At 48.8% G+C, this 18,128-nt stretch carries 18 protein-coding genes, 1 pseudogene and 1 riboswitch; of the genes and pseudogenes, 8 read left to right on the top strand and 11 right to left on the bottom strand.

Translation table 11 applies throughout. From position 1 onward, the window contains the following. Positions 1-11: 11 nt before the first annotated feature. Positions 12-587 (top strand): NTP transferase domain-containing protein, encoded by a 576-nt coding sequence (locus ACF2G4_RS05195; RefSeq protein ID WP_409075637.1) that lies wholly within the window; start codon positions 12-14, stop codon positions 585-587. Then, a complete protein-coding gene (locus ACF2G4_RS05190) occupies positions 574-1,542 on the top strand; it encodes an XdhC family protein (protein WP_332628000.1) in 969 nt (322 codons plus the stop codon). Before ACF2G4_RS05195 ends, ACF2G4_RS05190 begins: the two co-directional genes overlap by 14 nt. 42 nt (positions 1,543-1,584) lie before the next feature. Here the strand turns inward: ACF2G4_RS05190 and ACF2G4_RS05185 are convergent, their stop codons facing one another. The 4 genes from ACF2G4_RS05185 to tenA are packed head-to-tail and all read right to left on the bottom strand — an operon-like array spanning position 1,585 to position 4,748. Then, positions 1,585-2,511, bottom strand: coding sequence for an ABC transporter substrate-binding protein (locus ACF2G4_RS05185; RefSeq protein WP_409075947.1), 927 nt, complete (start codon positions 2,509-2,511; stop codon positions 1,585-1,587). Positions 2,512-2,542: 31 nt separating this feature from the next. Further along, positions 2,543-3,307 (bottom strand): ABC transporter permease, encoded by a 765-nt coding sequence (locus tag ACF2G4_RS05180; RefSeq protein ID WP_409075636.1) that lies wholly within the window; start codon positions 3,305-3,307, stop codon positions 2,543-2,545. Next, entirely contained in the window at positions 3,304-4,044 is a 741-nt protein-coding gene (locus tag ACF2G4_RS05175; RefSeq protein ID WP_409075635.1) for an ABC transporter ATP-binding protein, read from the bottom strand. The genes ACF2G4_RS05180 and ACF2G4_RS05175 overlap by 4 nt, the downstream gene beginning before the upstream one ends. Continuing rightward, positions 4,032-4,748, bottom strand: coding sequence for a thiaminase II (gene tenA, locus ACF2G4_RS05170; RefSeq protein WP_409075634.1), 717 nt, complete (start codon positions 4,746-4,748; stop codon positions 4,032-4,034). Before tenA ends, ACF2G4_RS05175 begins: the two co-directional genes overlap by 13 nt. Before the next feature lie 62 nt (positions 4,749-4,810). Continuing rightward, positions 4,811-4,913, bottom strand: a riboswitch (TPP riboswitch). A gap of 130 nt (positions 4,914-5,043) precedes the next feature. Between tenA and ACF2G4_RS05165 the strand changes: the two genes are divergently transcribed. The 4 genes and pseudogenes from ACF2G4_RS05165 (at position 5,044) to ACF2G4_RS05150 (ending at position 8,316) form a co-directional block, all read left to right on the top strand. Next, complete coding sequence (locus ACF2G4_RS05165) at positions 5,044-6,441, top strand: M24 family metallopeptidase (protein ID WP_409075633.1); 1,398 nt, start codon at positions 5,044-5,046, stop codon at positions 6,439-6,441. A 41-nt stretch (positions 6,442-6,482) separates the two neighbouring features. After that, positions 6,483-6,584: pseudogene (locus ACF2G4_RS05160) on the top strand (GTPase); the annotation flags it as partial. A 162-nt stretch (positions 6,585-6,746) separates the two neighbouring features. After that, the gene (locus ACF2G4_RS05155) at positions 6,747-7,028 is read left to right on the top strand and encodes a DNA topology modulation protein FlaR (protein ID WP_409075991.1); all 282 of its coding nucleotides are present in this window, start codon (positions 6,747-6,749) and stop codon (positions 7,026-7,028) included. A gap of 577 nt (positions 7,029-7,605) precedes the next feature. Beyond that, positions 7,606-8,316: a lipopolysaccharide core heptose(II) kinase RfaY gene (locus tag ACF2G4_RS05150; RefSeq protein ID WP_215846814.1), complete on the top strand. Its 711-nt coding sequence runs from the start codon at positions 7,606-7,608 to the stop codon at positions 8,314-8,316. A 757-nt stretch (positions 8,317-9,073) separates the two neighbouring features. Here ACF2G4_RS05150 and ACF2G4_RS05145 read toward each other — a convergent pair. From ACF2G4_RS05145 to ACF2G4_RS05130, 4 genes are all read right to left on the bottom strand, one after another. Continuing rightward, the gene (locus ACF2G4_RS05145) at positions 9,074-9,430 is read right to left on the bottom strand and encodes a transcriptional regulator (RefSeq protein ID WP_224933197.1); all 357 of its coding nucleotides are present in this window, start codon (positions 9,428-9,430) and stop codon (positions 9,074-9,076) included. 1 nt (position 9,431) lies between these two features. Then, positions 9,432-9,737, bottom strand: a complete 306-nt coding sequence (locus tag ACF2G4_RS05140) for a type II toxin-antitoxin system HigB family toxin (RefSeq protein WP_409075632.1) — start codon at positions 9,735-9,737, stop codon at positions 9,432-9,434. 311 nt (positions 9,738-10,048) lie between these two features. Beyond that, on the bottom strand, positions 10,049-11,281 hold the full coding sequence (locus tag ACF2G4_RS05135) for a type II toxin-antitoxin system HipA family toxin (RefSeq protein WP_243077942.1): 1,233 nt from the start codon (positions 11,279-11,281) through the stop codon (positions 10,049-10,051). Then, on the bottom strand, positions 11,274-11,525 hold the full coding sequence (locus ACF2G4_RS05130) for a helix-turn-helix domain-containing protein (RefSeq protein WP_215846822.1): 252 nt from the start codon (positions 11,523-11,525) through the stop codon (positions 11,274-11,276). The genes ACF2G4_RS05135 and ACF2G4_RS05130 overlap by 8 nt, the downstream gene beginning before the upstream one ends. Before the next feature lie 200 nt (positions 11,526-11,725). Between ACF2G4_RS05130 and ACF2G4_RS05125 the strand changes: the two genes are divergently transcribed. After that, the gene (locus ACF2G4_RS05125) at positions 11,726-13,294 is read left to right on the top strand and encodes a diguanylate cyclase (RefSeq protein ID WP_409075631.1); all 1,569 of its coding nucleotides are present in this window, start codon (positions 11,726-11,728) and stop codon (positions 13,292-13,294) included. Positions 13,295-13,684: 390 nt separating this feature from the next. Here ACF2G4_RS05125 and ACF2G4_RS05120 read toward each other — a convergent pair whose 3' ends face one another. The 3 genes from ACF2G4_RS05120 to ACF2G4_RS05110 all read right to left on the bottom strand — a co-directional run bounded on the left by ACF2G4_RS05120 (position 13,685) and on the right by ACF2G4_RS05110 (position 16,699). Continuing rightward, positions 13,685-13,864, bottom strand: coding sequence for a general stress protein (locus ACF2G4_RS05120; protein WP_215846823.1), 180 nt, complete (start codon positions 13,862-13,864; stop codon positions 13,685-13,687). A gap of 675 nt (positions 13,865-14,539) precedes the next feature. Further along, positions 14,540-15,523 (bottom strand): SDR family oxidoreductase, encoded by a 984-nt coding sequence (locus tag ACF2G4_RS05115; protein WP_409075630.1) that lies wholly within the window; start codon positions 15,521-15,523, stop codon positions 14,540-14,542. 210 nt (positions 15,524-15,733) lie between these two features. After that, complete coding sequence (locus tag ACF2G4_RS05110; RefSeq protein WP_409075629.1) at positions 15,734-16,699, bottom strand: UV damage endonuclease UvsE; 966 nt, start codon at positions 16,697-16,699, stop codon at positions 15,734-15,736. Between the two features lie 287 nt (positions 16,700-16,986). On the opposite strand from ACF2G4_RS05110, the gene ACF2G4_RS05105 reads away from it, so the two are divergent. Further along, a complete protein-coding gene (locus ACF2G4_RS05105; RefSeq protein WP_409075628.1) occupies positions 16,987-18,072 on the top strand; it encodes an aldo/keto reductase in 1,086 nt (361 codons plus the stop codon). The last annotated feature ends 56 nt before the right edge of the window (positions 18,073-18,128 follow it).

Raw genomic sequence — 18,128 nt, 5'->3', positions numbered from 1 at the left:
GGTACGCATAAATGAAAGTGGCAATTTTGGTGATGGCTGCTGGCTTCGGGCGGCGTTTTCGCGAGCAGGGCGGCGGTCAAAAACTGTTGGCTGAGATTCAGGGGCTTCCCATGTTATCGCATACCCTGCGCCACGCCCTGGCGACGGGCGCCGACGTGTACGTTGTTACCCAGCCAGAAGATCGGGCGATACACGCGCTGCTCAACGGGTGTCAGCCCATCTATTGCCAGAGCCAGGGGTTGGGTGAGTCGATTGCTGCAGGCGTCCGTGCAACGGCGGACTATGACGGCTGGATTATCGCGCTCGGTGATATGCCGTGGCTAAAAACATCCAGCTATTTGGCTGTTATACATGCGCTAGCGACTGAATCCATAGTCAGGCCGCTGGTGAATGCTCAGGCCGGTCATCCGGTGGGCTTCAGTCGAATTTTCTATCCCCAGCTGGTGGATTTGCACAAGGATGAAGGGGCGCGTTCGATACTGGCGGCGCATCCCGCCACCTTAATTACGTTGCACGATCCCGGATGCCTTAACGATATCGATTATCCCGTCAACCTGAACTCGGGAGAACAGAATGATTACGCTTGATCAACGGGTTATTGATTGTGCTTTGTGCTGGCATCAGTTGCAGCAGCCGGTGTGGCTCTGTACCGTTTTGCATACGTATGGCTCGTCACCGCGTGCGCCCGGCACCATGATGACCATTAACATTCAGGGTGAACATTGCGGCTCGCTTTCGGGCGGCTGTATTGAGGAAGATTTTCTGCAACAGCTGGCGTCAGGTGCCTATCGTGATAGCAGCCAAATTGTGCGTTATGGCGAAGGGGGATTACGTCCCAATGTGGCGTTGCCGTGCGGCGGCAGTGTGGATGTGTTGATCGAGTATCTTCCCGCTGACCCGGAGAGTTATGCATTGCTTACCGCCATGCAAACCGCGTTGATCGGTAAACAGCATCTGGTAAAGAATGTGCAGCTTGGGCAACGCGCCGCGTGGGAGATCGTTTCTACAGCGCATGTACTGCCCGCGTTATCGCATCAGCAGAATCAGGTCGTGATCCCCGTGGGTGCGGTGCCGCAACTGTTGATTGCCGGTTATTCGGTGGTGGCGTTTGAGTGCATTCGGCTTGCGCTGATCCTCGGTTTTAGGATCACCGTCTGTGAACATCGCCCCGAGCAGCTGGCTGAAACAGAACGCCATTTTGGCGCGGAATATCATGTCACTATTGTGCCGCAGCATCCGGCTAAGTGGCTGGAGAATCATGAAATCAGCAGTAAGGTGGCGATACTTTCTCTGACGCACGATCCGCGTATTGATGAACTCACCATGATGGAGGCGGTTAATACCCCTGCGTTTTATCTCGGTGTGATGGGTTCAGTTAAAAACAGCGCTAAACGCCGACAGCGGCTGGTGGAGATCGGGGGACTGAGTGAAGAAGAGCTGACGCGCATTCAGGCGCCCGTGGGCATTAGGATTGGCAGTAAAACACCGGCAGAGATCGCCTTGTCGGTGATGGCAGATGTGGTAAGGGTCAAAAACCTTTAACCGCTGAAGTGGGTTAGCCCGCAACAGGGCTAACCCAACACGTTAATTAATTTCTGTCGCGTATTGTTCAACTGGCGTGATTTTCTTAATCAGCTTGTTATCAAATAAAAACTGCTCATAAGCCTGATAACGCGGTTTATCTAACGTCGCAGGCTCCGTGGCAAACAGCGGCAGCGTCTTCATCCACGCCTGATGATTCAACGGGGTATTTAACTCAGGATGCTGACGAGCAAAAACCTTCCAGCTCTCTTCAGGGTGCGCACGTAAATAGGCTGTACCTTTCTCCAGCGCGATAAGAAACTTTTTGATCTTCGGTTCGGCAACGGCATCGCGGTTAGCCACAATAATTAATTCATCGTAAGCCGGGACGCCATAATCCTCGACGTTAAGCACGACCGGATCTTTACCCTGCAATGTCATCTCCAATGCTTCGATATTGCGGTAGCCGCCAATCACGGCATCCACCTTTCCGGTTAACAGGGCGCTGGTGAGCTGAAAGTTTACGTTGATCAGTTTGACTGCGTTTGCGTTGAGATTTTCATGTTTGAGCATGGTGGCCAATGTCGCCTGCTCGATGCCGCTCACAGAATATCCCACGGTTTTACCGTTGAGATCGGCTGGCGTCTTAATGCTTTTATCCAACGAAATAACGGTGTTAAGCGGCGTGTTAATTAAGGTGCCTACGCGTACCAGCGGCAAACCCTGATCGGCAAAAAAATGGATTTGCGGCTGATAGGTAATGGCTAAGTCGGCCTGTTTAGCTGCCACGAGGCGGGGCGGTAAAGCGGGATCGGAAGGGGGAATAATCTGCACATCCAGCCCCTGTGCGCTAAATGCGCCGATCTGCTCAGCCACCATGATCGGCGCGTGGTCGGGATTGATGTACCAGTCGAGCATGAGCGTGAGTTTTTCATTGGCGCTCGCGCTGGTGGCTAAAACGGCGCTGGCAATCAGGACGGTTAGGCGCATTTTAAACAGGGTTTTACGTTGGGGGTTGTGGTTATTCATCGTTGTCAGGTATCCAGTTGATCACACGTTTCAGCAAAGCATCAATCACGCTCCAAAGCAGAAGCGTCATCAGCACCAAAATAAACAGGGCGGCAAAGCACATATCACTCTGCATTCGAGCATTGGCATTCAGCATGACGTAGCCCAATCCTTCAGCCGAACCGACCCATTCGCCGATGATCGCGCCGATCGGTGCCACGGCGGCGGCCATGCGCAATCCTGAACCAAACGCAGGCAAGGCCGCCATCAGGCGTACGTGACGTAACTGGGCATACGGCGAAGCGCGCAGGGTGCGGGCTAAATCGAGGTAGTCGTTATTGACGCGGCGCATACCGTCGAAAAACGTAGATGTGACCGGAAAGAAGATCACTAACACTGCCATCACCACTTTTGCGCTCATGCCAAAGCCAAACCACAGCACCAGCAGCGGGGCCAGCGCAAACACCGGAATCGCCTGGCTGGTCAATACCAGCGGCATCAGCCAACGTTGCAGCCGTGGCGAGTAGATCATGCACAGCGCCAGGCTACAGCCGAGCAAGACACCGATGACGAATCCGCTGGCAATTTCTGACAGCGTAATCAGCGAGTGGTAGGCCAGGAACGGCGCATTATCCCAGGCGGCAAGCAACACGGCGCGCGGCGCGGGCAACAAGAAAGCAGGGATGTCACCCCATTTTGTTGCCAGCCACCAAACGCCAATCAGGCCGATAAAAACGCTGAGCCCACGCCTGCTGCGTGCAAGACGATTGTGTTTCATCCTGCCGCCTTGATCAGTCGTTGCAACAGCTCAGCCTGACTTCTCATCGAATCAAGATCGTCGGGCGCACGCGGCGGTAATCCAGCAATGCTGTGCGAGTCATCAATGCCGAAAGGATAGGGTGAAAGCACCAACAAACGGTGACTCAAGCGGCAGGCTTCAGCGGGATCGTGGGTAATCAGCAGCACGGTATGTTGTGCCAGTAATTCAGCCGCCAGGGTTTGAATTTGCGTGCGGGTAATGGCATCCAGCGCGGAGAACGGCTCATCCATCAATACAATCGGTTGCCGTTCATAGAGGGTACGGGCCAGCGCAGCACGCTGACGCATACCGCCGGAAAGGGTGGCCGGCAGGGATTTTTCTTCGCGGCTCAAGCCTACACGCGCCAGCAAATGCCTTGCCCAATCGCGATCGACTTTTTCGCCCCGCAAACGCGCGCCCAGCGCCACGTTATCTATCACCGATAACCACGGATAAAGCAGATCTTTTTGCCCCATCCAGGCTATGCGGCCCGCCAAGGGTTGATTATCGCTGCCCGTCACCGAGCCAGAAGTGGGTGGCGCAAGGCCAGCAATAATGCGTAACAAGCTGCTTTTCCCTGCACCGCTGGCACCCAGAAGCGCCACGAATTCGCCGCCGGTGATATCCATATTCAGCCGGTCAAAAATGATCTGCTCACCGAACTTTAAGCTGAGATCGCGCACTTTAATACCGGGAATGGCGCTTAGCGGCTGCATGCGGAAATCAACGCGTTTGAGGTGTTACCGGCATTGAGTCCCATTTGCCAAAATGCGCTCTCTAAGCGCGTTGCAGTGGTGAAGATATTGGCTAGCGCATCAAAACGGCTTTCACCACCGCGCTGGCGTGCGATATTTTCAAACAGCGTCAGCGAAGCCTGCACGCCAGCCAAATAGCTTTCATCGCCATAGTTTTGTATCCAAGCAGCATAGGGATTATTGCGCATCACAGTGGCGGGATTGTTTAATAAACCAAGCCCAATTTCGGCATAACCTGCGACACAAGGCATCAATGCCGCCAGCAAATCCAGCGCATCACCAGAATGTCCAATATCCAAAACGTAGCGGGTGTAGTTCAGCGTTTCTGGTGCTTCAGCGTCGTTGACGATGTCGCTTTCGCTCAATCCCCATTGCGCGCAATACGTGAGATGCAAGGGCAGCTCACTGACAATAGCGTTGAGGGATGTGGTTGCCGCACGCATTTCGGGTAGCGTGTGGAGTTTGCTGACCAACAAGGCGTAAGCGCGGGCAAAATGCAGCAGGAAGAGATAATCTTGCGTGAGGTAACGCTGAAAAGCGGCGTGCGGCAGGGTACCCGCAGCGAGCTGTTGCACAAAAGTGTGCGAGACATAATCGTGCCAGTGTTGACCCGCTTGCTGGCGAAGACGGCCATATAAGCAATCATTGAACATTGAGAGAGACATGGGACCTCCAGTGATAAGTGGAGATCCGGGCATACTGAGGTAAGAACAGGCATTTGCTGAGTGCAATATTGCCAACCCGTCCCTTCGCTGGCATGACCCAGATCAGGTTCAAAGGGTTCGGCTTACGCCATCTCAGCCCATTTCAGGACACCCCTCGGAGACACTTTTTATACGTCAATTAAAGGGTGAATTCAACGTGTCGATATTGTGGGTTTGGCCGAGTTAGCCACGCTTACTGCAAATTTCCCTCTGCTTTTAACAGAGAAACCTCTCTTTAACTCTTCAGGAGCACGTCATGGATTTGGATACACGCTATTCGCTACAAACGCTTTCGCCACCGCAATGCTTCCGTTATATCGCGGGCCCCGTTTTATCTGATGAAACCCTGAAGCAACGCGTGGTTGAAGTGGTTAATATGATGAAGCAGCACGGGCTGGCGCACTTGGTTATCTATGCAGATAAAGAACATGGCGGCAATTTTGAGTATCTGGCGGGGTTTATTCCGCGTTTTGAAGAGGCACTTTTAGTACTCAGTGATCAAGCTGCTATTAGTTACATCATAGGTAATGAGAACCTCAAACTTGTGCCTTATGCACGTAATGCAGGATTACCTCTGCATGCGCCGATCTTTTCGCTGCCCAATCAACCCATGACACATGAACAGCCGTTAGAGACGTTGCTCGCGAGCGCAGGTTTAATCGCTGGGCAAAAAGTGGGCGTCGTCGGGTGGAAGCTTTTCACCGGCAATGCTGAGCAGCGAAGCAGCCTGTTTGATGTTCCTGCATTTATTCTTGATGCGGTTAAGAAGGCGGTAGGGGGACAACATTGTGTTGTTAACGCAACGGGGATATTTATCTCGCCTGAATATGGCGTTCGCCGCATAAACCGGGCAGATGAAATCGCTTTTTATGAATATGGCGCCAATTTGGCCTCAACCAATGTCCTTAGCGCGCTGGACAGCATTGAACTCGGCAAAAGCGAAAAAGAGATCGGCCATTTGCTGGCTGCCGACGGTCAACCGAATAACGTTATTATGATTGCCGCCAGCGGGGATCGCTTTGCGCATGCCAACCTTTATCCTTCGGATAAACGCATCTGCCTGGGCGATAAGATCTCGCTGACGGTTGGCTTCAAAGGTGGACTCACCAGTCGCTCAGCCTATGTGGTTGCCGACGACACCGCGTTGCCCGACGCGGTTTCTGACTGGCTGACGCAGTTAGCCACGCCCTATTATCATGCCGTGGTGACCTGGCTCGAGAGTTTGCGGGTAGGCATCACGGGCGGAGAAATGTATGCCATTGTCGAGAATGTTCTACCAAAAGCGCGTTATCACTGGCATTTGAACCCGGGGCATTTGGTGGCGGATGAAGAGTGGCTTTGCTCACCAATCTATCCTGATTCCACAATTCCATTAACCAGCGGGATGCTATTGCAGATTGATATTATTCCCTCTTTGCCGGGTTATGGCGGCAGTAACATAGAAGATACGGTTGGGCTGGCAGACATTACATTGCAACAGCAGCTAGCGGCACAATTCCCCGAAGTATGGAAAAGGATGGAAATTCGCAAACGTTATTTGAAAGAGGTAGTAAATATTAAGGTTTCAGATGAGGTAATTTTACTTTCTAATACGGTAGGTTATCTGCGTCCTTTTTTGTTGGATAAAACTCGCGCACTGGTTCGCGTTAAGTAATGAGCAGGTCGCATTTACATTATGACTAACAGGCGTTAACGATGAGCAGTGACATTAAATCTTTATCTTTTCTTGGACCACGAGTCGCTATTATAGGGCCATCTAACAGTGGGAAATCGACGCTGGCCAATGCGATTTCTCATAAAACATCTTATCCCGCAATACACCTTGATCAGCTTTATCATTTACCTGGCACGCATTGGCAGGCGCGACCTAAATCGCATTTTTTAGACCTGCATCGGGCGGCTATCGATCAAGAGTGTTGGATTATTGAGGGTAATTACTCCAGCTGCCTGAAGGAAAGAATGGATCGCGCAACAGGCGTAATTTTACTGGATATCAGTTTACCCTTGATGCTCATGCGTTATTTCCGACGTACCGTCTTCCAGCGTGAACGAATAGGTGGCGTGCTGGCAGAACATCAGCGCGATCGCATTAATAGCGACATGTTGAAATATCTGCTTTTCACCACCCCGAAGAATAGAGCGCATCACCGGGCGATATTTGATGAATTAACGACGCCAAAAGTGGCCTTGTTATCAGCAGAGCAGGTGAAGCGTTGCTGGAAAGAGTGGGCGTTGAAATGAACCCGCTGCAGCGGACGTCAGTGGTTAAAAAGAGAAGGGGGTATATAACGAAGAAGCCAACGTGTTGGCCACAGGCATAAAATGATTTCCATATAATACAGGCTATTGGGTCAAGCAAAGTTAAACAGATTAATCTGCTTCTTAACGGATAAGGCGTAATAAAGATACGCCCAACGTGCTATTTTCAATGAATCTGAATGTTATTTACTGAAGGTTTAGACATGCGCGTAAATAATCTGCTCGAAAATTTTCGCATAATAGAATCATGAGACTTAAGTGATTGATTAACGTTATTATCACTCTGTAATAAAGGTGAGATTTTATTACTTTTAAGCATTTTCTAACAAGATTGTTATAGCTATATGTCGATAATTCCTACTTTTATTGTCTGCCTTTTTGCAGGTGCTTACCCGTTAAGGTCAGCGGCCTGGCAGATATTGCAGGAGGTATTTATGGCGATATTTTTACCGCTATTACGATTGTATGGCTTTTCCGTCGCCGCAGAGTCGCGAAGGGCGCAGATCGGGTCTATACCTAACGGAATTATCCATTTTTTCACTCTGGCCGTAGGCTAATTATGCTGCACAAAACTAAATATAATAATCTTACGCTGTGCTTCAAAGAGAGTCGTGTTCCGTATAACGAGATCCTGGAGGATTTTGTTCATTTACGTCTTCCGATACGTAAAGTGTTCCGCAACAAGGACAATACCAAGGTCATGCTGGTCCAGCACCAGGAACAATTATATATATTGAAAGTATTCAAGCCCAACGGTAAAAAAATCGAAAGGGTGCTTAAATCCTTTTTCAGAAAGGATTACTTTTTAAGTCTGATTCAACTCAACGACGAGCTCTGGTCAAGAGGCATGCGTTTTCAAAATGACGTTTACCTGTTAGCGCAGCGCAAACAGGGTCCTTATACCGATCTCTACATTATGTTGAATGAATACATTCCCGGCACGGTGCTGAATGAGTTTGATGTCATTCCTGAGGTAATCAAACAGGACCTTGTGCATAACATGGCGTTATTGCATCAACATAAACTCATTTCTGGTGACGCCCATAAAGGCAACTTTATCCTTTCTGAACACGGGCTGCGTATCATCGATTTATCCGGTAAGAAGTTCACCCGACGCAGAGTGGCAGAAGATCGCTTGGCGCTGGAGAGTCGTTTCAACATCAAGGAGATAGAGAGGGACTTTTCCTACTATCTGCTCAAAGCGAAATTCCACCTCCGACAAAAAATCAAAAGCGGTAAGCATGTTCTGGCGAAGATGTTTGCCTTTTAAAGGATATTTTCGGCAAGTGCGCAGTGTTTCTGTTTCGGCCAAAAAGTGACGCTTGCTGAGCTTTTCTGCGGCAAGTGCAGGCCGAAACCGGCGTAACTTTCGCGTAGCAGCGTCAAAATGGTTAGCCTGAAAAAGAGCGGTAAAGCTGACATATCGATATAGCCAAACGCGGACATCTGAATTTAGCCGCCATAAGCTAAAGTACGCATAATGTATATTATGTTAAATAGGATAATGAGGAACTTCGCCAATCTTGGGTTTACACGCACACTATTCTCTTCAGTCTTCTACTTAGCGCTGGATTAACTCTTCTGGCTGGTTTACACGCCATAACGGTAAGCCAGCGCTATGTCAGTATTTTTCTATATCACTTCACGATACCGAACGCCCGCTTCAGACCGCATAAAAAATGACATACAGCTTACGCATCTGTGTTTCGATAACCCCCGTGCCTTGGGTAGTTCTTCCAAAGAAAAAAGACTCTCCTGTATAACTATAAATAAATTTCGATTCGCACCTTCCCTGCCGCGTTTGCAGTTTCGCTGATGGCGTCGCTACGTGAATTGTGAGAAGTTTGCAGCACTCGGCCCTGCAAACTTTCGCGTAGTGACGGTAAAAAAAAGCCCGTCAACGTGCGTGCTGTTTGAGTGCCGGGCTGCCATGATGTTTCCTCATCCTCATTGCGCCAGGTACTTACCAGACAACAGGCATAAAAAAACCGGCTGCGTTAGCCGGTTTTCTGTCATTGCCTGCTGATTCAGCCAACAAGGCTCTCTAACGGAATATGGAACTGCTTGTGCAGATTACGAATCATTGGCAGCGTGAGCTCGCGTTTACGGTTAAGCACTTCATAGACGCGATTCTGCCGACCAATTGCCGGAGCCAAATCTTTTGCAGTCAGTCCCATCTGATCCATACGGAATTTAATAGCCTCAATCGGGTCAGGTGGCGCAATTGGGTAATGCTTTGACTCATAGTTTTCAATAAGCAGACACATTACTTCAAAGAGATCGCTTTCAGGTGAGCCCAGCACAGGCTCATTATCAAACATAGGCTCCACAATGCGGAGCGCCTCTTTATAATCCTGCTCGGTTTTAATCGGTTTAATATTCATGTCAGGGCTCCAGTGTAACTGTATTGGCGTCTATCCTGTCGTATTCTTTATGCGTACCGATAAACTTAACAAACAACCTTTTATGAGCATAAGCAACGGAAACAATTAAACGATAGTCGTTTCCTTTTATGTTAAATACAACACGGCTGTTTTTTAATATGCTCGCCGTTCCATACTGCGCCTTTATATCTACCGGGGTTTGCCAGTCGGCCTTTTTAACTTCATCTACCCAGGCGCGTAACGGTTGTTCTGAATCAGGATGAACCGTCCAAAAATCCTTTAATGGTGCGAGTGCAATAATGTTCATGCGGGTATAGTAGTCCCGCTGTGGGATATCTGCAACAATAAAATCCCACAGCGGGACTATCTTACTATGGACAGTGCTCAACTCTTTAATTGTGCAGATAATTTATCTTTTTTACGGTCTTCGATGATTCCGGCTCTGACAGCGTAAAGGTTTCGTCCAGCACTTCCAGAGAGTTTGACGTCCCATCATGGCCCATGCTGCCGGTTTGTAGATCCGCCCCGCTTAGTACCACTGATACGGCGCGGCATCGTTTGAAGCCGCAAAAAGCGGGTTTGGCGGCGTGATGAAGGCGGTGAACATGCGAGTAAAGGCTACAGCAGAGAATCTGTTTTACGTTTTTTAGGCCGTTTCACATCCGTTTTTAAAAAGAGGTTATTGGTTGCGCCCGCCTTGGTTAAAGAACGGCTGATCGCCGCCTGCAACTCAGGAAACTCGCCAAACAGATCTGGGTTTGCCAACTGATCGCTAATCAAATCAGCGAACTCTTCCAATACGCTGGCAGGTTTAACGATTTTAAGTTCGCGACCAAATTTGATCAGGCTATCCCGGTCTGGGAATAGCTTGCTTTTATTCATTTTCAGCGCCATTTCTTTATCGTTGGTAGGATAGATAAACGTGTTAACCACATCATAAAGCGGCGAAAGTGTTGGGGTCGGCTCACCGTTTGCGGAATATAACAGTGAGAAATTCTTGAGATGCGCATCGCCGTTGCCCACCATGCAGCTGAACAAAACGTAGCGCCAATAAAGCTCAACCTGAGACTGATCGCGTGTAAAAAGAGCGACAATTTTGGCGCCGGTTTCATAAGAGCCGGCGTACTTATGATCAGAGGTTTTCCCCGCCAGGACGCAGAAATCTTCCATCGCTAAACGCTTATCGCCCGCGATATCGAAACGCTCCATGATAAACAGCTCTTTATTATCGGACAGCCAAAACGGCGCAACCGGTAATCCACAGGTTTTGGCCAACGACATGCAGATAAATTCATTTTCTGCCAGCCGTGGATACTCTTCATCGCCGGTTTTCGCGATCAAATTGGGATAAAGCACTGCGCCTCGGCTTTCCGTGCTGATCATCACTTTGGGTTGTACACCGGAAATAGAGGTGTTGAGCAGATATTTATTCAGTAGATATTCGAATGCGCTCTCTTTGTGATCCCATTTCAGCAGCTCTTCAAGCTTTTCTGGCGCTGGCGTGGGCAAATCAATATTGCTCACGTATGAGAGTGCACCGATGCCCGTATCCTGCTGCAAAGCAAGAAACAGCATGTCTGAAATGTTTCCCACGTAGCGGCGTAGACGTTCAGCAATATGATAGCGAACGTAGCCTTCCGGGATATTCATTTCAAAGATGTTGAACAGCCGACTGGCGTTGTAACTCATTTTGTTGTCGGGCTGCATGGTCAGCGACACGCGCCGCCGACGGGTGTCAGCATAGGTGAAATTGTAACTGCCGTGTTCGTGGATGAGCTTGCCGCTGTATTCACCGCCGTTATACACATCGATATGACGTACAGGTTGTGAAAGCTGTTTGAGGTCAGTCATCGTCAAAGAGCGCCTCAAGTTCATCCAACTGCGGTAAACCTGAAGACTGAACGGTTAATATCAGTTCCACCGCCGTCAGATAAAGGGTCAAGGATTTCAGCGAGCCGGTGTAGGCACCGTTCTCAATTTCTGAAATTACCGTTCTTTGAATGCCAGCACGCAAAGCCGCAGCGGATTGCGTCCACCCTTTTGCTTTGCGTTTTTCACGGCACTTCATTCCTATCGCTTTCAAACCCGGCAGCATAAGCCCTCAAAATGTCACCATATAGTGACAATAATGCGTTATTCATCATAATGTCACTATATAGTGACACATTCAACCCGTTTTCCCTCTTAAATGCGTGACGTTAACAAGCGCGATGTTTGTAACAAACAGCCAAATAGCCTTGGTTTACCCGTGTTACCTCATCATCAGGGAATAATTAACTGTGCTTTACTTTATGCATGGAGATAAGAAACGTTTTTACACAGAAGCCCAGCGCGCAACCGGAGGCAGAACGCATTGCTCGTTCCCCGCTGGTCAGAAGCATTTGGATTTTTGGCGGCCTGCTGATCGTTGCCGTGCTGACCATTAATGCCTGGTCACTCAGTCAATCCTGGCAACGAATGATTCGCAACGCTGAGGATACAGCCATCAACCTTTCACTTTCTCAGGCGCGCCAGGCGGAAGATACTTTCTTGCAAACAGAAATTACGCTTAGAGAATTGCAACGCGATCTTCAGAGTAACATCGCCGCGGGTGCCCAGGGTTCCAGGCTGAGTTTAACCATGCGAGATCTTAAGAGCCGCCTGCCCCAGCTGCATGGCCTGTTTTTTTATGATGCCAGCGGTAAGTGGATTGCTACCTCGGCGCAACCGGTGCCGGTCGGCATTAATAACTCCGATCGCGACTATTTTGTCTATCACCGTAACAATCCGCGCAACAGTGTACATATCGGGCCGGTTATTCGCAGCCGCAGTACTGGCGAGCTCGTTATACCGGTTTCCATGCGGGTGACCAGTGCGGGTGGTGGGTTTGGCGGCGTGCTGTTAGCCACAATAAAGGTGGATTATTTCCGACATTATTACGGCTATTATGAGATGGGCAACAGCGATGTTTTGGTCTTGATGCTTGCTGATAGCACGGTGCTTTACGCCCGCCCAATGCCAGACAGTTACATAGGAAAAAACCTGTCTTCAAGTTGTCTGTTTCGCGAAATGTTGATGAAGTCTGATCGCGGTAGCGGGCAATGGAGTGCAGCGCTGGATGGAAAAAAACGCATCTTTGGATTTGCACGCCCTGAGCGTTATCCGCTGGTGGTCGCCGCCGGTTATGACAAACAGAGCCTGATAAAACAGTGGATGAAAAGCCGGGTGCAGGATGTCACGTTAAACCTGGCGCTACTGGCAGGCATCCTGATCATGATTTTTTTCATTCTGCGCCAGGCGCGCATGAATCTGCGTTATCAAGCTGAGCTGACTCAACTGCGTGATGAATTAACGATCGTGAACAACAGCTTAAAATCGATGGCAATGATTGATGGGCTAACTGGACTGGCTAACCGCAGGCAGTTTGATCTCTATCTGCACGAGAGCCTAATGCGCTCAGCTGTAAACGGGGAACCCGTTTCGTTGCTGATGATCGATGTTGATTATTTTAAGCGTTACAACGACACGTATGGTCATACTAATGGCGATGAATGCCTACGGCGTTTGGGTGATACGCTGAGTAAAATGCCCCATCGCAGCGCTGATTTAGTGGCGCGTTATGGCGGTGAGGAGTTTGCAATTATTCTGCCGAACACTCAGCAAAAAGATGCTTTACGCGTGGCTATGCGCGCTGTTGAAGCGGTCCGTAGCCTCTCGATTTCTCACCAAACAACTGACGTTCCAGCAGGTATCGTCACTATCAGTGCCGGTTGTGCCACGATCACGGCAAGTGGAAAAGAGAAAGATGTGCAACAGCTTCTCACCCATGCAGATGCTGCCCTTTACCGCGCCAAACACCATGGGCGAAATCGGGTGGCGCTATAAGAGTTCGATAATCTACAAAAGCGAATGGGGTTATTAGTGAACCGTAAGCGGATGCATAAAGCAAAAAAATCACCTGTATGCAGAGGATTGGGCGGATGTTGAAGATTCTGTTGTGTTTACCAAAACAGACTGACTTATTTAGCCTTGCGTTAATGCGCTAAATATATATCTATTAAACTTAATCGCATTATGAAATTTAAATGGAAAAAATTGCAATTTAGACGGAAAAATCAAGGAGCTATTCTTTAAAAATAAATGAGCACTACGATATTTAAATTAATTCCACGACTGACAATGCGGGTAATTTTATTAAAAATAGCGTACTAAAAAAAACATGGCCCCGACACTGAACGTGCCGGGGCCTGTGGCTAAAAGAAGCTAATCGCCCTTTTATTCAGACTTACGTCCGCCACCATGACTGCTTTGGCCGCCTTTTTTACCAGCCTCAGAAGCCTTCTCACGATCATTTGCGAAATTACCGCCGCTGTTCTGTCCGCCTTTTTTACCGGCTTCAGATGCTTTACCAGGGTTTTCCGCAAAATTACCTGAACCACCACGATGTTCGGCCATAAATTCCTCCTGAACATATTGTCATTAATTTAATGGCAAACAGCATAATGCTAATTACGCTGAACGTTTTCTTCGTGTTGCAGGATTAATAGTAGAGAAGGATGCCAGGCTTGCAAATATATTTCAGGGGATTTTTAGGCATATTTGTACAGGGCACATTAGCATGTACATTTATAAACAAAGCGGCAGCGATAAGTTTTACTTATATTATGCGGGTTTAGCGCCACGCATAGAGCGAGTCTTTACAGCTGTAAATTCACATAAAGTTACACTCTGACACCCATAGAAAATAATACCGAAACAGTTTATGCCTACGTTTTGCGACAGTTTCACCGCGTCAATCAGCCGCTGACTGACAAAAATCGGTACGAAAAAAGAATACAGAGAGTCTTGGCAGAAAGTCACCGTGCCTTATGCCCTTTGCTCAGAAGATCACGACGGCGCAGTGTTGTTACTGACAGATTTCAGCGAGAAGCCGCTGAAGGTGGAGATCAGCAAAGCGGGCGCTGAAGAACTCACGGAATAGTTGGCCGGAAGCGAATAATCGCTTTCCGGCTTTAAAAAATACCCGTGAGAAGATGATCTCAGCGGTTATGGTTATCGCGGGTTCACGGTTAAAAAAGCGCCAGGTAAATCTGCTGGGCAATGCCGGAAAACGCCGACAGTGCCCATACATTAACGTGCTTTTCCGTAACGTTTGCACAACGCCAGCAGCGCCAGCCCGGCTACCGTGAGCACGATGTTGCCGGGTAATCGGGCATCCACCGTTATCGCCTTCTCTTTTGCTTCCTGATCAAAACGTCCGTGCGCCTGATGTAAACCTTCCACTGGCTTATCCAGGTAGTCCGGTTTCGGTGTCGTGATGGGCGCTGACTCTTTCTGCCCTTCCCAAGCCTGTTTTGCCATCATCTTGTCGAGAAAGTCAGGAAAGAGAAAATGGCCCACAATGGACTGAAAGCTGGTTTTACCTACCCAAACTTCACGCACGTTGCGCTGTGAGGCGTTAAAAATAGCGTTGGCAGCCACCTCAGGTTGATAAACCGGCGCAACAGGCCGAAGCGGACGATCCAGTTTGTTGCGCGCCCAGTCAAACTGCGGCGTATTTATTCCCGGCAACTGCACCATTGTCAGCCTGACCGCGCTTTTCTCATGAATAAGCTCACAACGCAGTGAATCGGTGAATCCGCGAATAGCGGCTTTTGCAGCGCAGTAAGCAGACTGGAGCGGTATTGAACGATACGCCAAGGCAGAACCTACCTGGATAATGATCCCTTTATTGCGCGGCTTCATGAGTCGCAACGCTTCTCGGGTTCCATTGACACTGCCCAGATAAGTCACGTCTGTCACGCGGCGATATTCGTCATCGCTGAAGGCATCAAAAGGTGCCAGAACCGTACACATGGCGCAGTTAATCCACACATCAGGTGGGCCGAGTTCAGCATTAATACGATCTGCTGCTTGCGTAACCTGGCGGGCATCTGCGACATCTGCGCTGATACCGAGCGCTCGGACAGCGTACTTCTCTACGTTTTTCACGGTCTCTGCCAGACCCGCTTCACTGCGGGCAATTACCGCCACATCAAAACCCGCTTGGGCAAAGCGTTCGGCTGTTGCTCTACCCACGCCCGCCGTTCCGCCCGTAATCACCACTATACTCATAATGCCTCCTAAAGCCTGACGAGGAGCGCCAAGGCTGATTTGTCAGAGGGGATTATGTCTTTATAGACTCTGGCTGAGCAGAAGGCATAGCAGGCGTATGACGTTATCGCTCAGCAAGCCGCCAAGGGTAATGAGAAGCCAACCCACTGACAGAGAAAAACAACGGCGACAAACAGGAGCAGCGTAGGAGCCGCACAGCATGCTAGCCCATCAGTAATCAAGATTGGCAAGTAAACGCTTATATAACGGATCTCTGGCTAAGTTTTTCATTTTAACTTCACACATAATATCGAAATCTTTGAAAGATAACGCCCAGTCATTTAATGTTTCATTAAAATAGAAATCAGAATGCGCCCTTAACTTCGATTTAGAGAGACCTAAAACGTTTTGATCAGGAAAGCCTTGCTCAGGAATTAATCCCTCTTGGGAAATTGAGTAATGTAGAACGGGCCTTACGCCTCGCCACGATGCTTTGATTACTGCGATGCGAGGGTCATCAGGTTTAATAAATTCATTTTCTTTAACCCAGTGATGATGAATATCCAGCACGATTGGGCAGAGATCTTTGGCTTGTAACACATCATCAAGTGAACATGAAATCTCGTCATTCTCCACGGTTAACATACGCTGGGCTTCGGTACTGAGCTTCAAAAATGATGCCTTAAAACCGCTGAATCCAAGCTTGCCATTCATATGGATATTGATTTTGAAATCCTGAAATTCTTGACCATAACCCATTAATTTAGCGCAAGTTGTATGATACTCCACATCGTCGATAGCGCGCTCGACCACGGCCGGATTGTCTGAGGCTAATACGGTATATTGCCCTGGATGAAATGAGAGCCTGATATTATTTTTTTTGGCAACGTTGCCGCAGGCTAAAAACAGTGGGTATAAATCGGGTAATAAATTCGCATAAGGCTTTTTTGCTTCAGGAACGGTATATAACGGCAATAAATCGCTGCCAATTCTCATCATCCTCAGTGCTTCAGGTAATAAAGCTAACTGTTCCAGAGTTGAGCGAAGATGGGTTAAATTCAACGTTGCCAGATCGGCTAATACGCTTTCTCTTTGCGCTTCATTCAGGCTTAAAAACCGGGTGCGCGTAGTACCTTTCAGAGGAAAAAGTTGTTTTAAATCTGAATTGATATATTTACATACGAAGCCTAATTTCATTACTCATCCTCTTATACATCCCTTAAAAATAACAATATAAGTCTAACAAACCCGTAGCCGGGCGCTGAAAAATTTAGCGACTTTCCACTTATAGAGACGTGTACACAACGTAATGCACCGCGATGAGATGATTCAACGGCTTGCGTTAATGTGCTTTGGGCATTTGCAACAATCACAGATGCTTTCTACCCTTTCCTTCCATCACATTTATAACAAAACGTTTATCACAAGAAGATGCTTGCCCTCTGTGCCAAACCGCTTAATTAACCAGAAAGGGAGAATGAAATATGCAGTACAACAAGCTAGGTCATTCAGGATTACTGGTCTCGCAGTTCGCCTTGGGCACGGTGCCATTCGCAGGTAAAGCCGGGTTTGAAAAAACCGGTAACGTTGATGCAAAAGAAGCGCGCCGGTTTATCGACATTGCGCTGGATTATGGCGTGAATATGATCGATACCGCTGATCTTTACTCAATGGGCGGCGCAGAACAGGTTGTGGGTGATGCGTTGGGCGATAAGCGCGACAGCGTTATTCTTACATCTAAAGCGCGCAGTCCGCTGGGCGACGATCCTAACCACAGCGGTGCGAGCCGTTATCATTTAATCAGAGCCTGTGAAGCGAGCCTGCGCCGGTTGAAAACCGATCACATCGATTTATATCAAATCCACAATTGGGATGGTGTTACGCCCGTTGAAGAAACGCTTAGAGCGTTAGAGGATTTAGTAAAAAGCGGGAAAATCCGTTATTTCGGCACCTCAAACTACACGGCATGGCAAATGATGAAGACGCTGGGTTGCGCTGAAAAATATAACCTTCTCAAACCCATCAGCCAGCAAATTTATTACACGCCTGAATCGCGTGAAGCAGAATATGAACTGCTGCCGATGGCACGGGATCAAGATATTGGCACGCTGGTCTGGGGCCCACTTGGTGAAGGTTTGTTAACCGGAACGGTGCGCCGTAATGTCAAAACGCCTGAATCGTCACGTCAAGGTAATGGCTGGCCGGAACCCTATGTGCACGATATGGAACACGCCTATAACGTGATTGATGTGCTGGCTGAAGTCGGTTCAGAACTTGATGCCTCAGTAGCGCAAGTTTGTCTGGCCTGGCTCGCTACCCGTCCAGGCATCACGTCATTACTCATTGGCAACCGCACTGAAGCGCATTTGCGCGACAATTTGGCTGCCGTCGATCTGGTTTTAAGCGATGAACAGCGGCAGAAAATTGAACAAGTGACCCGTCCTGCTCCGCAATATCCTTACTGGCATCGGTTTACCAGCGGCATGGATCGTTTAGATGCCGCTGAAAAGCCATTTTTAGATGAACATCGGCAGACAATCGATAACAGAAAGGATTTGTCTATTAAATGATACGGTTAAGCCGCCTGCCGGGCGGCTTATGCCCCACACATCCCGGGTTACACCGA

It is taken from the genome of Pantoea phytostimulans (assembly GCF_046118715.1).
GTDB classification, from domain to species: Bacteria; Pseudomonadota; Gammaproteobacteria; order Enterobacterales; family Enterobacteriaceae; genus Pantoea; species Pantoea phytostimulans.
This window is presented reverse-complemented; position numbering and strand designations above follow the sequence as displayed.

Bases quoted from the DNA above. Each gene is read 5' to 3' on its own strand.
- ACF2G4_RS05145 (WP_224933197.1), bottom strand. From the start codon at position 9,430: ATGAATATTAAACCGATTAAAACCGAGCAGGATTATAAAGAGGCGCTC.
- ACF2G4_RS05175 (WP_409075635.1), bottom strand. From the start codon at position 4,044: ATGCAGCCGCTAAGCGCCATTCCCGGTATTAAAGTGCGCGATCTCAGC.
- ACF2G4_RS05125 (WP_409075631.1), top strand. From the start codon at position 11,726: ATGGAGATAAGAAACGTTTTTACACAGAAGCCCAGCGCGCAACCGGAG.
- ACF2G4_RS05130 (WP_215846822.1), bottom strand. From the start codon at position 11,525: ATGCTGCCGGGTTTGAAAGCGATAGGAATGAAGTGCCGTGAAAAACGC.
- ACF2G4_RS05150 (WP_215846814.1), top strand. From the start codon at position 7,606: ATGCTGCACAAAACTAAATATAATAATCTTACGCTGTGCTTCAAAGAG.
- ACF2G4_RS05185 (WP_409075947.1), bottom strand. From the start codon at position 2,511: ATGCGCCTAACCGTCCTGATTGCCAGCGCCGTTTTAGCCACCAGCGCG.
- ACF2G4_RS05190 (WP_332628000.1), top strand. From the start codon at position 574: ATGATTACGCTTGATCAACGGGTTATTGATTGTGCTTTGTGCTGGCAT.
- ACF2G4_RS05120 (WP_215846823.1), bottom strand. From the start codon at position 13,864: ATGGCCGAACATCGTGGTGGTTCAGGTAATTTTGCGGAAAACCCTGGT.
- tenA (WP_409075634.1), bottom strand. From the start codon at position 4,748: ATGTCTCTCTCAATGTTCAATGATTGCTTATATGGCCGTCTTCGCCAG.
- ACF2G4_RS05140 (WP_409075632.1), bottom strand. From the start codon at position 9,737: ATGAACATTATTGCACTCGCACCATTAAAGGATTTTTGGACGGTTCAT.
- ACF2G4_RS05155 (WP_409075991.1), top strand. From the start codon at position 6,747: ATGGATCGCGCAACAGGCGTAATTTTACTGGATATCAGTTTACCCTTG.
- ACF2G4_RS05165 (WP_409075633.1), top strand. From the start codon at position 5,044: ATGGATTTGGATACACGCTATTCGCTACAAACGCTTTCGCCACCGCAA.
- ACF2G4_RS05105 (WP_409075628.1), top strand. From the start codon at position 16,987: ATGCAGTACAACAAGCTAGGTCATTCAGGATTACTGGTCTCGCAGTTC.
- ACF2G4_RS05110 (WP_409075629.1), bottom strand. From the start codon at position 16,699: ATGAAATTAGGCTTCGTATGTAAATATATCAATTCAGATTTAAAACAA.
- ACF2G4_RS05195 (WP_409075637.1), top strand. From the start codon at position 12: ATGAAAGTGGCAATTTTGGTGATGGCTGCTGGCTTCGGGCGGCGTTTT.
- ACF2G4_RS05115 (WP_409075630.1), bottom strand. From the start codon at position 15,523: ATGAGTATAGTGGTGATTACGGGCGGAACGGCGGGCGTGGGTAGAGCA.
- ACF2G4_RS05135 (WP_243077942.1), bottom strand. From the start codon at position 11,281: ATGACTGACCTCAAACAGCTTTCACAACCTGTACGTCATATCGATGTG.
- ACF2G4_RS05180 (WP_409075636.1), bottom strand. From the start codon at position 3,307: ATGAAACACAATCGTCTTGCACGCAGCAGGCGTGGGCTCAGCGTTTTT.